General features: G+C 53.4%; 14 protein-coding genes and 1 tRNA gene. 2 read left to right on the top strand and 13 right to left on the bottom strand.

Translation table 11 applies throughout. From position 1 onward, the window contains the following. Positions 1 to 178: transposase (locus H7F11_RS09140; protein WP_193658107.1), on the top strand; the 178-nt coding region annotated here is incomplete at its 5' end. 125 nt (positions 179 to 303) lie between these two features. Here H7F11_RS09140 and trxC read toward each other — a convergent pair. From trxC to H7F11_RS09100, 8 genes are all read right to left on the bottom strand, one after another. Beyond that, positions 304 to 738 (bottom strand): thioredoxin TrxC, encoded by a 435-nt coding sequence (gene trxC / locus H7F11_RS09135; protein ID WP_193651163.1) that lies wholly within the window; start codon positions 736 to 738, stop codon positions 304 to 306. 26 nt (positions 739 to 764) lie between these two features. Further along, on the bottom strand, positions 765 to 1,043 hold the full coding sequence (grxC, locus tag H7F11_RS09130; protein WP_193651162.1) for a glutaredoxin 3: 279 nt from the start codon (positions 1,041 to 1,043) through the stop codon (positions 765 to 767). Then, positions 1,040 to 1,465 carry a rhodanese-like domain-containing protein gene (locus H7F11_RS09125; RefSeq protein WP_193651161.1) on the bottom strand — a complete coding sequence of 142 codons (426 nt, stop codon included), beginning with the start codon at positions 1,463 to 1,465 and terminating at the stop codon, positions 1,040 to 1,042. The genes grxC and H7F11_RS09125 overlap by 4 nt, the downstream gene beginning before the upstream one ends. Positions 1,466 to 1,468: 3 nt before the next feature. Continuing rightward, a complete protein-coding gene (locus tag H7F11_RS09120; RefSeq protein ID WP_193651160.1) occupies positions 1,469 to 1,690 on the bottom strand; it encodes a DUF2892 domain-containing protein in 222 nt (73 codons plus the stop codon). A gap of 6 nt (positions 1,691 to 1,696) precedes the next feature. Further along, positions 1,697 to 4,999 (bottom strand): efflux RND transporter permease subunit, encoded by a 3,303-nt coding sequence (locus tag H7F11_RS09115; RefSeq protein ID WP_193651159.1) that lies wholly within the window; start codon positions 4,997 to 4,999, stop codon positions 1,697 to 1,699. Next, positions 4,992 to 6,071 carry an efflux RND transporter periplasmic adaptor subunit gene (locus H7F11_RS09110; RefSeq protein ID WP_193651158.1) on the bottom strand — a complete coding sequence of 360 codons (1,080 nt, stop codon included), beginning with the start codon at positions 6,069 to 6,071 and terminating at the stop codon, positions 4,992 to 4,994. Before H7F11_RS09110 ends, H7F11_RS09115 begins: the two co-directional genes overlap by 8 nt. Further along, a complete protein-coding gene (locus H7F11_RS09105) occupies positions 6,071 to 7,495 on the bottom strand; it encodes a TolC family protein (RefSeq protein ID WP_193651157.1) in 1,425 nt (474 codons plus the stop codon). The genes H7F11_RS09110 and H7F11_RS09105 overlap by 1 nt, the downstream gene beginning before the upstream one ends. 197 nt (positions 7,496 to 7,692) lie before the next feature. Continuing rightward, on the bottom strand, positions 7,693 to 7,995 hold the full coding sequence (locus H7F11_RS09100; RefSeq protein ID WP_024893036.1) for an ArsR/SmtB family transcription factor: 303 nt from the start codon (positions 7,993 to 7,995) through the stop codon (positions 7,693 to 7,695). 114 nt (positions 7,996 to 8,109) lie between these two features. Here H7F11_RS09100 and H7F11_RS09095 point away from each other — a divergent pair. Further along, positions 8,110 to 8,183: transfer RNA gene (locus tag H7F11_RS09095), tRNA-Gly, on the top strand. A gap of 58 nt (positions 8,184 to 8,241) precedes the next feature. On the opposite strand, the gene ubiD is transcribed toward H7F11_RS09095, so the two are convergent. From ubiD to H7F11_RS09070, 5 genes are all read right to left on the bottom strand, one after another. Beyond that, positions 8,242 to 9,714 (bottom strand): 4-hydroxy-3-polyprenylbenzoate decarboxylase, encoded by a 1,473-nt coding sequence (gene ubiD / locus H7F11_RS09090; RefSeq protein ID WP_193651156.1) that lies wholly within the window; start codon positions 9,712 to 9,714, stop codon positions 8,242 to 8,244. Positions 9,715 to 9,738: 24 nt separating this feature from the next. Continuing rightward, positions 9,739 to 10,611, bottom strand: a complete 873-nt coding sequence (locus H7F11_RS09085; protein ID WP_193651155.1) for a phosphate/phosphite/phosphonate ABC transporter substrate-binding protein — start codon at positions 10,609 to 10,611, stop codon at positions 9,739 to 9,741. Positions 10,612 to 10,624: 13 nt separating this feature from the next. Beyond that, on the bottom strand, positions 10,625 to 11,014 hold the full coding sequence (locus tag H7F11_RS09080; RefSeq protein WP_193651154.1) for an SCP2 sterol-binding domain-containing protein: 390 nt from the start codon (positions 11,012 to 11,014) through the stop codon (positions 10,625 to 10,627). 73 nt (positions 11,015 to 11,087) lie between these two features. Next, positions 11,088 to 11,846, bottom strand: a complete 759-nt coding sequence (locus H7F11_RS09075; protein WP_193651153.1) for a ThiF family adenylyltransferase — start codon at positions 11,844 to 11,846, stop codon at positions 11,088 to 11,090. Beyond that, a complete protein-coding gene (locus tag H7F11_RS09070) occupies positions 11,847 to 12,656 on the bottom strand; it encodes a TatD family hydrolase (RefSeq protein ID WP_193651152.1) in 810 nt (269 codons plus the stop codon). Positions 12,657 to 12,745 lie beyond the last annotated feature (89 nt).

Genomic DNA, 12,745 nt, shown 5'->3' with positions numbered 1-12,745 from the left:
GGCCGGCCGAAGCGTTTATCGTCTGCGCAAACAAACGGTAGAACCGGTCTTCGGGATTATCAAATCCGTGATGGGATTCCGGCAGTTCTCCTTGCGCGGCCTGCGTCAGGTTCAGGGAGAATGGAGTCTGGTCTGCCTGGCGTGGAACATAAAACGCATGGCCGTATTGCGCCTGTAGGGCAGGAAAATGCAGATAAACCGCAAAAAACAGGGCAATAATGACCGAAAAAGACTCAAAATGAGCGATTTCAAAAAATTCGGGGCGAAATCTGGCAGTAGTCCGAAGTTAAAACCGACGGGCTGCTAGACACCCTGAGCAGCAAGCCAGCGCTGAATGTCAGCAGCACCCATGGCACCACTGATCCGCGCGTGTTCCTTGCCATTTTTGAAAAGAACCATACTGGGAATAGAGCGGATCTGGAAACGCGCCCCCAAGGACTGTTCTTCTTCCGTATTGACCTTGGCAAAAAGCACGCGGCCACGCAAAGTTCGCCCAGCCTGCTCAAACTGCGGGGCCATACTGCGGCATGGACCACACCAGGGGGCCCAAAAGTCTACCAATACGGGTAATTCATTTTTCTGGATGTACGTATTGAAGCGTGCAGCAGCCAGATTAACCGGGTGGTCGGGTAAAATTTCAGCATGACACTTGCCGCATTTGGCCTTGTCACCCAGACGCTCCTGCGGCACCCGATTCAGGCTTCCACAGGAAGGACAAACTACCATCAATCCCGCCATTTTCTCCTCCCAATACGCCTTGCCGGCTATTCCTGGGGTGCAGCCTGCAGGAGAGCGTCAAGCGCCCCACGATGATTCAGCGCCGCCAGATCATCAGAACCACCCACATGCTGACCATTGATGAAAATCTGCGGTACGGTGTGCCTTCCGTGGGCGCGCTGCTGCATTTCCCGACGCAAGGCCGGGTTGTGATCCACCCGAATGATTTGTGGATTGACGCCCTTACTGCGCAGCAAGGCTTCCGCACGATGACAGTACGGGCAGCTCCCTGTTGCATACATGACGACTTCGGCTACGACTTTCATTTTTCGACCGGTAATCCAGCACCGCGCCAGGCACTAATACCACCCTTGAGACTGTAGATTTTGTCAAAGCCCGCTTTTTTCAGGCTTGCAGCAGCACGCGCCGAACGCATTCCGCTGGCACACTGGCAAATAACATGATGACCACGATGCTTTTCCAGATCTTTCATGTACTTGGGAAGGTCCCCGAGGGGAATATGACGGGCACCGGGGAGATGCCCCTGAGCCCATTCATTTTGTTCGCGCACATCAATGACCACAGCTTCTTCATGGTTAATCAACTGAACCGCCGTTTTCGCATCCAATTCACTGATTCCGGCTGCCTTGCGTGTCAGTGGGCCTTTAAAAATCATGACGATCAAGGCTACAGCTGCGAGCAAAAGCGGCCATTGTGCCTGGACGAAGGTGAGAATTTTGGCTTCCATGAATTATCTCCCGCAGGACCCTGAACCCGGTACGCCCAGCTTCAGCAAAATTTTGTCCAGCGGGCAGAAACAAGTGAAACCGCTCTGCAACAAATTGAACCCGACAAAGAGCGTAAATGCCAGAAACCACTCACTGACAAAAATCGGGCTGGCGGGCGCACCCAGAATCACGCTCACCAGAACAAAAAAACCGGCCACCACACGTACCCAACGTTCTGTATTCATTTTCTGTTAAATCCTCTGCGTCTGCTTTTCAAGGCGCCGCTCCCACAAAAAGTATAAAAGCGGAATCACCACCAATGTCAGCAGTGTGGAGGCGAAGGTACCAAAAATCAAGGAAACCGCCAGACCACCAAATACCGGATCGGTCACCATAATGGCCGAGCCGAACATGATGGCCAGAGCCGTCAGCAAAATCGGGCGAAACCGCACTGCCCCCGCCTGCAACACGGCCTCTTCAAGCGCGTAGCCCTGACGCCGGTAATCAATAATAAAATCAATCAACAATAGGGAGTTACGCACCACCACACCGGCCAGCGCAATGACACCAATCATGGAAGTTGCGTTAAAGGGTGTATTCAACAACCAGTGTCCGGGAAACACACCAATCAGAGTCATGGGAATAGCCCCCATGACAATGACCGGCATCATGAAAGACTGATAATACGCCACCAACATCAGATAGATGAACACCAGAGCCACAATGAAAGCGGCACCCAGATCGCGAAACACATCCAGAGTCAGGCGCATATCACCTCCCCAGAGAATCTGGTAGTGGGTAATATCATTGGGCTGGGCAGGCGTGAAGCCGAGATTGCCAGTGGTCAGATGGACACCGTCAATGTGCTGATCATCCAGCCAGTGATTCAGACTCAGAACGGCATACACCGGACTTGAACCAATCAGATCACCGGTCACATAGACCACCGGATGTTGATCCCGGTCATAAATCGGTTTGGACAGAGTGGTTTTCTGGATCTGGACAATACTGGACAAGGCCACCTCTTGGCCCTGACTGTTGCGAATATGCAGATCAAGAATCTGCTGACGCCATGCGCGATCCTGGGGGGGAACCCGCAAAATGATGTCTACCGGTTCCCGCGCTGAAGAATCATGCAAGGCACCGAGCTTGGTGCCCGCAACATAGTCATGTACCAGCTCAGCAACCTGTGCTGGGGCCACTCCTGCGAGCATGGCCTTTTGCCGATCTACATGAATCCGGTATTCGGGCACACTCGCCGTGACCGAATCATCCACGTTAATCATGTCGTACACTTTCCGGAAGTGCTGCTCTACCGTCCCGGCCAACTCCCGCAATTTTTGGTAATTCGGGCCATAAAGCTCCGCCACCACCTGGGCACGCACGGGGGGCCCCGGTGGAACCTCAAAAATCTTGATGACGGACTGGGGATAACGACTGCGCACGCTCTGCAGGGCTTTATACACCTCCACCGCCACAGTATGCGACATGGGGCGCTCATCACGCGGTACCAGATTGATTTGTATCTGGGCGTAATTACTGCCTTCGCGCATCATGTCACCACGTACCAGTCCCGCAAAATCCACCGGAGCAGAACGTCCCAGATAAGTCTGGAAGTTTTCTATGTAATGATTATGACTGAGGACATCCCCTACCGCTTGCGTCACCTGACCGGTGGCATCCAATGCAGTACCCGCAGGCGTATCCACCTGAATCATGAAATCACTGACATTACCTTCCGGGAGCATCTTCAAATTGACACCCATGGCACTGAGGGGGCCATTCATACCCTGAGGACGAACAAACTGCCATAGGGGCATCAACATGGCCAGCAACAGCAATACCACGACAATCAGGAAGAATATATTGCGGCGCCCAGAAGACTCGAGCAATGGCGTCACCACGCGCAAATAGCCCCTTTGTAACGCGTCTTTGGGAGCTTGGGTGCCATCCTCATGTGCTGTTTCATGTTCCGCCTGGGAATGGGTATCTGCCGCCTTGGCAGCCTTCTTGCGCAGAAAACGATACGCACCCCAGGGAACTACCGTATAAGCCAACAACACCGAAGCAATCATGGCAATGGGCACGAAAATCGGGATCGGCAACATGAAAGGACCCATCATGCCGGTCACAAAAGCCATTGGCACAAAAGCCAGAATGACCGCTAACGTAGCAATATTGGTGGGATTGCCAATTTCATTGGTGGCATGAATCACGCAGTTGGCAAAGCCACCCTTGGCACATCCATGCAAATGACGATGAATATTTTCAATCACCACAATGCCGCCATCGACCAATAAGCCCAAAGATAAAATCAGGGCAAACAGCGTGATCCGATTGATGGTCTGGCCCAGCAACCAGCCGATACCCAATACCGCTCCCAGAGTCAGAGGCACCGTCAAGATAACAATACCGGCTTCCCGCCAACCCAGGAAAATCATCAAGATGATGGCTACCACGCCGATGGCGATGCTGAGATGCTCGAACAGGGTACTGACGGCGTCATCGGCCCGGGCACCGTAATCCCGGGTAATGGTGACATGGACGCCCTCTGGCAGCGCTTCCTGTTCCAGGCGCCCGAGCTTGGCCTTGATGGCATCAGCGACAGTGACGGCATTGGTTCCCGGGCGCTTGGCCAGGGTAATGGTTACTGCCGGCATATTTGTTCCGGCCGGCAGCTGCATGCGGTTCGCCAACCCGGCGGTATTACTGATAGCGGTGTGCCCCTCTGCCGCACCCTCCTCAATACGTGCCACATTTTTCAGAAAAATGGGTTGGCCATCATGACTGCCTATAATCACATTGCCCACAGATTGCGCGGAACCCAGAGCACCATTGATGCGCAGTGGAATTTCGTGATTGTCGTTGACCAGATGACCGCCCGGCAAAATCACGTTGTTGCCCTGCAGGGATTGCTCGATATTTTTCAGACTGAGACCGGCACTCGCGAGTTTGGCGGGGTTGAGCCAGACATTGACCGCCTGCCTGCCTCCACCAATGAGGGTAGCATTAGCCACATCGGGCACATTCTGCAATTGATCCATCAAGCGGGTGCCCACTTGACGCAAGGCCACAGGCGTCAACTGTGATGTGCTTAAGGTCACCGTCATGATGGGAACATCATTGATCCCTATGGACTTGACCAGAGGCTGTTCCGTCCCCGGCGGCATTTTGTCCATATTACGGCTGAGCTGGTTGTACACCTCCAGCAGGCTTTTTTCTTCATTGGCCCCCACCTGAAATTCCACGGTGACAATACCCATGTCATTTACGGAGTAACCAAAGGTATGATGCACCCCCGGCAGAGAAGCCATCAGCGCTTCCAACGGGCGGATGACTAAATTGTGGATTTCCTCACTGTTGGAACCGGGGCGCATGACGAAAATTTCCGCCGCAGGAACCACAATCTCCGGGTTATAAAGGCGTGGGGTAACCGTAACTGCCAGGAGCCCGAACAGGGCAATGGCAATCATGATGAGCACGGTAATTTTGGATTGGTAAAAAGACTGGGCCAGCCGTCCGGCCAAATTCATTTTTTGATGCTGATCAGCCATGGGCTGCTCCGGCCTTGATCTGGTCGCCATTGTTGACTGCAGCAAGATTACCCGTCACCACGGTTTCTCCAGCACTCAGGCCGGCAAGAATTTCTACCCCATCTGCTGTTTGCGGACCGGGACGGACCATACGGTAATGGGCGATGCCGTGGGCGTCTACAACAAACACGCCGGGGATGCCAGCACGATCCAGCAAAGCGTTGGCAGGCACTGCAATAATCTGACGGGCTGCCAGCGGGGCCGCAACGGTCACATAATCTCCTGCCTGGAGATGACTATCAGCTGGCAGACTCAGTTTGACGGAGTGGGCATGGGTCATGGCATCTGCCGCGTTGACCATATCCAGCACCGTCGCGGGTATCCGCTGGCCGTCTGCAAGCACGCTGAGCGTCTGACCAATTTTCAGGCTGCGGTATAAAGCACTGCCGGCGGCAAAGCGCACTTCCAGTTGACGGGTATTGGCCAAAGTAAGCACCGGTTGCCCCGGCGAGGCCATATCGCCATTTTGGGCCTGTTTATTGATAATGGTTCCGGAAAACGGTGCAGTTACTCGAGCATAACGCATCTGGGCCTCAGCACTGGCAATACCCGCACGCGCGGCGGCGGCCCGCGCCTGAGCCATGGCATAGGCCGACTTCACCTGATCCCACTGCTTTTCAGGAATCGCCTGCTGGGCATACAGGACCTTGAAACGCTCATAATTGGACCGGGCATCAGTCAGACTGGATTGCGCCTCGGCAAGACCCGCCTGGGCCTGCTGGACCTGGGCCTGCACATCCGTTGGATCGACCTCAAAGAGGAGCTGCCCAGCTTTGACCGCCTGACCTTCGCGCAGATCCAGATGACGAATATAACCACTGAGACGCGAGCTGATTTGCACCTGCTGGGCGGCAGTCACCGTGCCCGGGACCTGACTGTAGGCGGCCATGTTCTTCCCCCCGATCTGCATGACCGGAGCACTCACCCTGTGATGCACAGCCGGGGTCTGGGGAGGGGATTTACTGCAGGCAGCCAAGCCGGCACTGGCCAAAACAATGGCTGATAGCATGACGGTGCGTTTCAAGTTCAACATCAGGAAGCTCCTTCCACGACGGACACCGGGGCCACGTCGACGATTTCTTGCGGATTCAGTTTACCAATCGCCAGCAGCAGTGCAGCGCGCTGGACAGCCTCGGCATAATCGGCCGATACCAGTTCAGCCCGGGATTGATCCAGCTCGGCTTGCCCATGTAACAAGCCGGTAATGGTTTCAACCCCATTTTCATAACGCAATCGCACCAGACGCTGGGATTCTTCCATCTGCTGAACAGCCAGACGGCGCATTTTGACGCGCAGTGCCGCCTCACGCGCACTGCGCCAGACTTCTGCCACCTGCAAGCGCAGCTTGTCCTGCGCCTCCTGCAAGGCGGCCATGGCCTGCTCACGTTCGGCCTGCGCCCGATCAATGCCCCCGCCCCGGGAAAAATCCAGGACATTCCAGGTGACTTCGCCGCCGACGGTATAGGAGGGAGCCGCATTACCCAGCGAGCTGCCATTCCATTCCTGATTGGCCATGGCGTTCACATGGGGCAGATAGGCTGCACGAGCGACCTGAATGCCATCCTGAGCGGCTTTCAGCTTGTGGCGTAGCGCGACAATGCCGGCATTTTCTGTAATTGCCTGACGCTGTAAATCCAGGAGGGAGTGATCAGGTAACGCGGGTTGTACGGGTTTCCCCACGGATAAAGTTTTTTCTTCCGGCCAGCCAATCAGAATAGCCAGATTTTCCAGAGCATTAGCATGGTCATTCTCTGCGGTCTGCACCGCCAGCTGAGTTTTTTCCAGATTTACCTCAGCAGCCAGCCAATCGCTTTTGACCAGCACCCCTTTATCCAGAAGCAGTTTGCTGGTTTTGACGTAGGACTCAGCCGCCTTTTGGGCTTTTTGGGCAACCTGAATGGCGCTTTCAGCTGCAATGACGCTGTCGTAGGCCTGCAAAACCGCAAAAGTCAGCTTTTGCCGGGCCATGACATTTCCGCTTTGAGCAGCTTCCAACATGGCGTGGGCCTGACTCAGTCGCCCCCAGACTTCACCACCATTCCAGATCGGAATTTCCAACTGGAGTTTGGTACCGTAGTTATGATAACTGCCTGGCAGGTTAAGCCCAGTCGGAGCCACATTGTAGTTAGGCGGATTAAGATTAAACTGACTCGCGCCAAAATCATTGAAGGTTGCCTGGCGTTGGGACAACTTCATTCCGAAAACGGTCAAGGCATTATTGGACTGACTGGCAGAAAACGAAGCATTCAATTTCGGCAACAGATGACCACGCGCCTGGGACACCGCCCCCTTGGCTTCTGCCTGCTCTGCTTTGGCCGCCAGAATCTGTGGATTCTGTTTGAGCGCCATGGCCACACACTGGTTAAAATCTACTGCCTGAGCAGATATGGCAAAAAAAGTTCCTGAGACAGTTATGGCAACAAGCGCCATGGATTTTTTATAGGGACCGTAATGCATTGATTTCTCCGCCAAACAAAGCCGCCACAAATCAGGTTACGCAGCCATTAACAATTGCTTTTCTTTGCGTTTTCTGAAAACCAGCAGGCACAGACGGCGGAGTATATCAGAATATCATCATATTCCACAAACGAGCATCTGGCAGCAGGTCTTGCCGTTGCATCCGCTAGCCACTGATTCAGAATTTATCCAGATTTTCAGTGGATACTGCAGAACACGTCACTCATCATGGAGATCAGGCGCAAAGTGCGCGGATCGCCCACCCGATAATAAACCTTGTTGGCGTCCTTGCGAGCGCGGAGGATATCTTTTTCCCGCAAAATGGCGAGATGCTGGGAAATATTACTCTGCGTGGTACCCACTGCGGAGACGATGTCCTGAACACTCATTTCTTCTGAACCCAAAACACAAAGCACCTTGAGGCGTAGTGGGTGGGCCATGGCTTTCAGAGAACGCGAAGCCTGCTCGATATCCTCTTCCCGGGTTGGTAACTCTTCCATATTCTTGCCTCTTGGTCTATTAACCATCTTATTGACTTTAATTAAAAATTCTTAAAACAATACCTGTTTTGCCGTCTTGCGTTTTCATCTGCATGCGCTTAGAATCCAGCGCATGCGGGTGTGGTTCAATGGTAGAACCTGAGCTTCCCAAGCTCATGACGTGGGTTCGATTCCCATCACCCGCTCCACCATCAGCGAACGAGAATAACCCCATACAACAATTTTAGAAACCCCAACCATACCCGATTAGAAAAGCGGTCGATCCAGACTGCTCAGTATAGCATCCACGTTGTCCCGCACAGCACTGGTCATCTGGATGGGACGTCCCCATTCCCGACTGGTTTCGCCCGGCATCTTGTTGGTGGCATCAAAACCCGTTTTACCGCCCAGACCAGCCACCGGTGAAGCAAAATCAAGGTAATCGATGGGCGTATTGTCTATCAGCGTGATGTCCCGCACCGGGTCCATGCGCGTTGTCATCGCCCAGATGACATCCTCCCAACTGCGCACATTGATGTCGTCGTCCACGACAATAATAAATTTGGTGTACATGAACTGCCGTAAAAATCCCCAAATACCAAACATGACGCGTTTGGCATGTCCTGGATATCCCTTGCGAATACTGACTACGGCCAGGCGATAGGAGCAGCCTTCGGGAGGCAGATAAAAATCAACAATTTCCGGAAACTGCTTTTGCAGGAGAGGCACAAAAACCTCGTTCAGGGCCGCACCAAGAATGGCTGGCTCATCCGGAGGGCGCCCGGTATAGGTACTATGATAAATGGGATTTTCGCGGTGGGTGACAGCCTCGACCGTAAAAACAGGAAATTTCTGGGTTTCGTTGTAATACCCGGTGTGGTCGCCAAAAGGTCCCTCTTCAGCCATATCATCCGGATATATGTGCCCTTCCAGGACTATTTCTGCGCGCGCCGGAACTTGCAGGGGTACGGTCAGCGCTTTGGCCAGCTCCGTCCGTCCGCCCCTTAATAATCCCGCAAATTGGTGTTCGGAAACCGTGTCGGGAATAGGCATAACGGCGGCGAGAATGGTGGCCGGGTCCGCCCCATAGGCCACAGCAACCGGGAAAGCTTCACCCGGATGTAATTTTTGAAATTCACGTAAATCCTGCGCTCCACCCCGGTGCGCCAGCCAGCGCATGATCACCCGATTACGACCAATGACCTGTTGTCGGTAAATTCCCATATTGGCACGGCGCTTGTGCGGACCTTTGGTAATGGTCAGCCCCCAGGTCATGAGTGGTGCCACATCTTCGGGCCAACAGGTCTGCACCGGTAAGGTGGATAAATCCACGGCGTCGCCGCGCAGGATTACTTCCTGACAAACCGGGCGTGCAATATTCGTCGGAGCCATATACAGCACCTTGCGCAAGGTCGGCAATTTGCTCCACAGGTCCTTCAGTCCCCGGGGCGGATCCGGCTCCTTGAGATAGGACAGCAACTGACCAATCTGACGCAGATCAGCCAGAGACTCGGCACCCATACCCAGAGCGACTCTTTCCGTGGTTCCAAAAAGATTGCCCAGCACCGGCATATCGAACCCGCTGGGCTTTTTGAATAAAACAGCAGGGCCACCTGCCCGCAGGGTACGATCACATATTTCCGTCATCTCCAGATGCGGAGAAACCGGCACATTCAGAGTGCGCAGCAGGTCACGTTTTTCAAGGTCGGCAATAAAGGCACGCAGGTCACGATAGCTCATGGGCGCATTGTAACCGCAGCCCGGCTAATTTGTCCCGCCTTCAGGATCTTCACGGGCGACGACAAAGGCGCTGTCTGCCACTGCCAGGCTGGAGGTCGCACGAATATCAATGGCTTCGTGACCGCTGATATATTCATCGGCAAGGGTGGCAAGGCAGGCGATTTCATCTTCCGTAACCGCCTCAAATCCGGAAAAGCCCAAATCTTCCAACAGGTTTTTCCCACGAGGTTCCAGATCCATACTCGTCAACAAGTCCGTCAATAATTCCCGTTGTGGCAGTAAGCGTGGACCCACGCAAAAAGCATGAAAAGCAAAGGCATCATCGGACTGATCAATGACGCGTAAACGTTCACGGATCAGCTTGCTGGCACTGCTGTAGACCTCATTAAAAAGAAAACCCAAATCAGCCTGGCCCTGCAGCAACGCCTTGAGAACCCGTTGATAGCTGCCGGTAAACACAAAATCCAGACGCGCCCGATCAATGTCCGCCTTATCCATGAGGAATAACCCCACCATATGGACCAGGGTTGAGGGATGCGCCGAAGCAATCCGGATACGCTCCGGAAAATCCTCAGCATGATGAATAGAACCTGCTGCTGGTGCGCACAAGTACACTTCATCAAAATGGTTTAGCGGCTTGACGATGGGCAGAAAATCCAGTTTTTGTTGATACTGCACCCAATCAAAGGGGTTGGCATATACCAGATCGTAATTTCCGGACAGCACTGCCGCCCGACCGCTGTCAAAATCATCCTGCGGCTGAAAATGCATTACCTGAACCAGGTGGCGCTGCAAAAAAGTATTCATCAAAAACCAGCCAGGCAGATTTTTCCCGGAATAATTGGGATCAACTGTAAAGTTCAGTATGGTTTTGGAAGGCAAAACTTCTGCTGTCATCAAGGCATCCGCCCTAACTATCAAAATCGACGGGTATTTCACCCAGAATACTCAGATGAATATTAAATGGGGTCATATATTTCATCGCGGTCATCATGGACCCTTTAAATTTCAGCTTACGGGTCATCAGTGCGGCTTTTCCGGACAGTTCGCCGGAAAGAATTTTTTCCCAGTTGTCCATGGATGTCCACATGATGAAATCACGACGACGACCATCGGAAGGGCCCGCATAGATGACTTTCCCGGCTTTGCAGAAAAGCATGACATGGGGGATATCGGGACGATCCTCAATATAGTATTCCCAGGTCGCATTGAAGTTTTTCAGATCTTTCTGAATTTCCGGATGCGTATCCCATTGTTTACCCACCAGACGAATCCACTCGGTACTCATGAATTTTGCCATAACTTAAAGCGCCCCAACGATATGTCAGTATATAATAAATCAATTATATTAATTTTAATTGAACTAATAGCCTTCAATTTACAATTAGATGCTCTTTGATATTTTCACAAGCTCCAACGAGATATTGCACAATCATTCCAGAAAGCAACACACCAAATATCGCGGGCATATAGGAAATGGTTCCATTGACCGTTTTGGGCCGCCCCTGCGGGCCACTTACCGGCTCCTGGGGAGCCGCAGGTCGCGGCGCTTCATCAGAAAATACGGTCAGAAAATCGAGGCTGGCGCCGTTTTTACGGAGCAACGCCCGGATTTCACGGGCCAGCGGACATGTCTCCGTCTGATTCAATTTGGCCACTCGCACCCGCCGGGGATCCAGGCGATTCCCTGCGCCCATACTCGAAAACACTTCCAGACCCAAGTGCTGGGCAGACTGAATAAGAACCGCTTTCCAGGCAATGGCATCAATACAATCCGCCACTACTTCCGCGCCACTTTCACGCAGGATCTGCTCGGCGTTGTCGATGGTAATAAACGCCTCACGGGCAACCACTTCACAATCTGGAGAAATATCCTGAATACGTGCCGCCATCACTGCCACCTTCGGCTGGTCCAGCGTCGAGTGCAAAGCCACCAACTGGCGGTTAATATTCGATGAGGAGACCACATCGTGATCAACCAGGGTGATTTTACCGATCCCCGCCCGGGCCAGGTTTTCTGCTACATACCCCCCCACGCCCCCCACTCCGGCAATAAGTACATGGCGGTGCCGCAAATCGGCCACTGCCGAAGCACCCAAAAGAATTTCACTACGAATAAAGGGATCTTGCATTTATAGTTTTTCCTGAAAAAGAGCCAGAGTATTACGGGTGAGCTGCTCTGCCAACGCTTGCGGCGACATCTGGAGCAGACGTGCAAGCGCATGGACGGTTTCCAGCAGAAAGGCGGGTTCGTTGCGCTGCCCCCGGTAACTTTCGGCAGATTGCCAGGGAGCGTCCGTTTCAACCAGAATCTGCTCCAGGGGCAGGGACTGGATAGTGGCCCGCAGGCGCAGCGCCCGCGCATGGGTAAAAGCCCCACCTAACCCCAGATAAAATCCCCTGTCCACCAGTCGTTGGGCCTGTACCAGACTCCCGGAAAAACTGTGCACCACCCCGCGCAGACCCGGAAAATCCTTGAGAATGAGTGACAGATTTTCCAGGGTGCGACGCGCGTGGAGAATCACCGGCAAATCCAGCTCTTGGGCCAGATGCAATTGCATTTTCAGGCAGTCCACTTGCGACGCATAATCAGGCGCATTTTCCGAAAGATCGAGTCCAATTTCGCCGACTGCCACCGCCTGATCCAGCTGGCTTCGCAGTTGCTCAAGCCAGTTGGAAGCACAGGCATTGATATACAAAGGGTGCACCCCGTACGCCGGATAAAGCATGGACTGCTGCGCGCAGAGATGCTGCAGACGCGGCCAAAATGCCGGACTATAAGCAGGCACCAGAATTTTATCGATGCCAGCATTTTTGGCCCTTTGTATGACGGCGCTACGGTCTGGAGCAAAGGCCTCGTCATCCAGATGACAATGACTGTCAATCAACCCCTGCAGAAAAGGGTTTTGCGGCGTTCCAGCTGAGTTGCCGTTATGGTTCACTGAGCGAATCTCCATCCAGCCATTCTAGGACTTTCTGATGGCTTGTGTCCGCATGCACCGCCGGATTTGCAGCTTCATGACTTGCTGCA

Source organism: Acidithiobacillus sp. HP-2 (genome assembly GCF_015100155.1).
Lineage (GTDB): Bacteria > Pseudomonadota > Gammaproteobacteria > Acidithiobacillales > Acidithiobacillaceae > Acidithiobacillus.
Note: the sequence above shows the minus strand (reverse complement) of the source record. Positions and strands in the feature narration are given on the sequence as shown.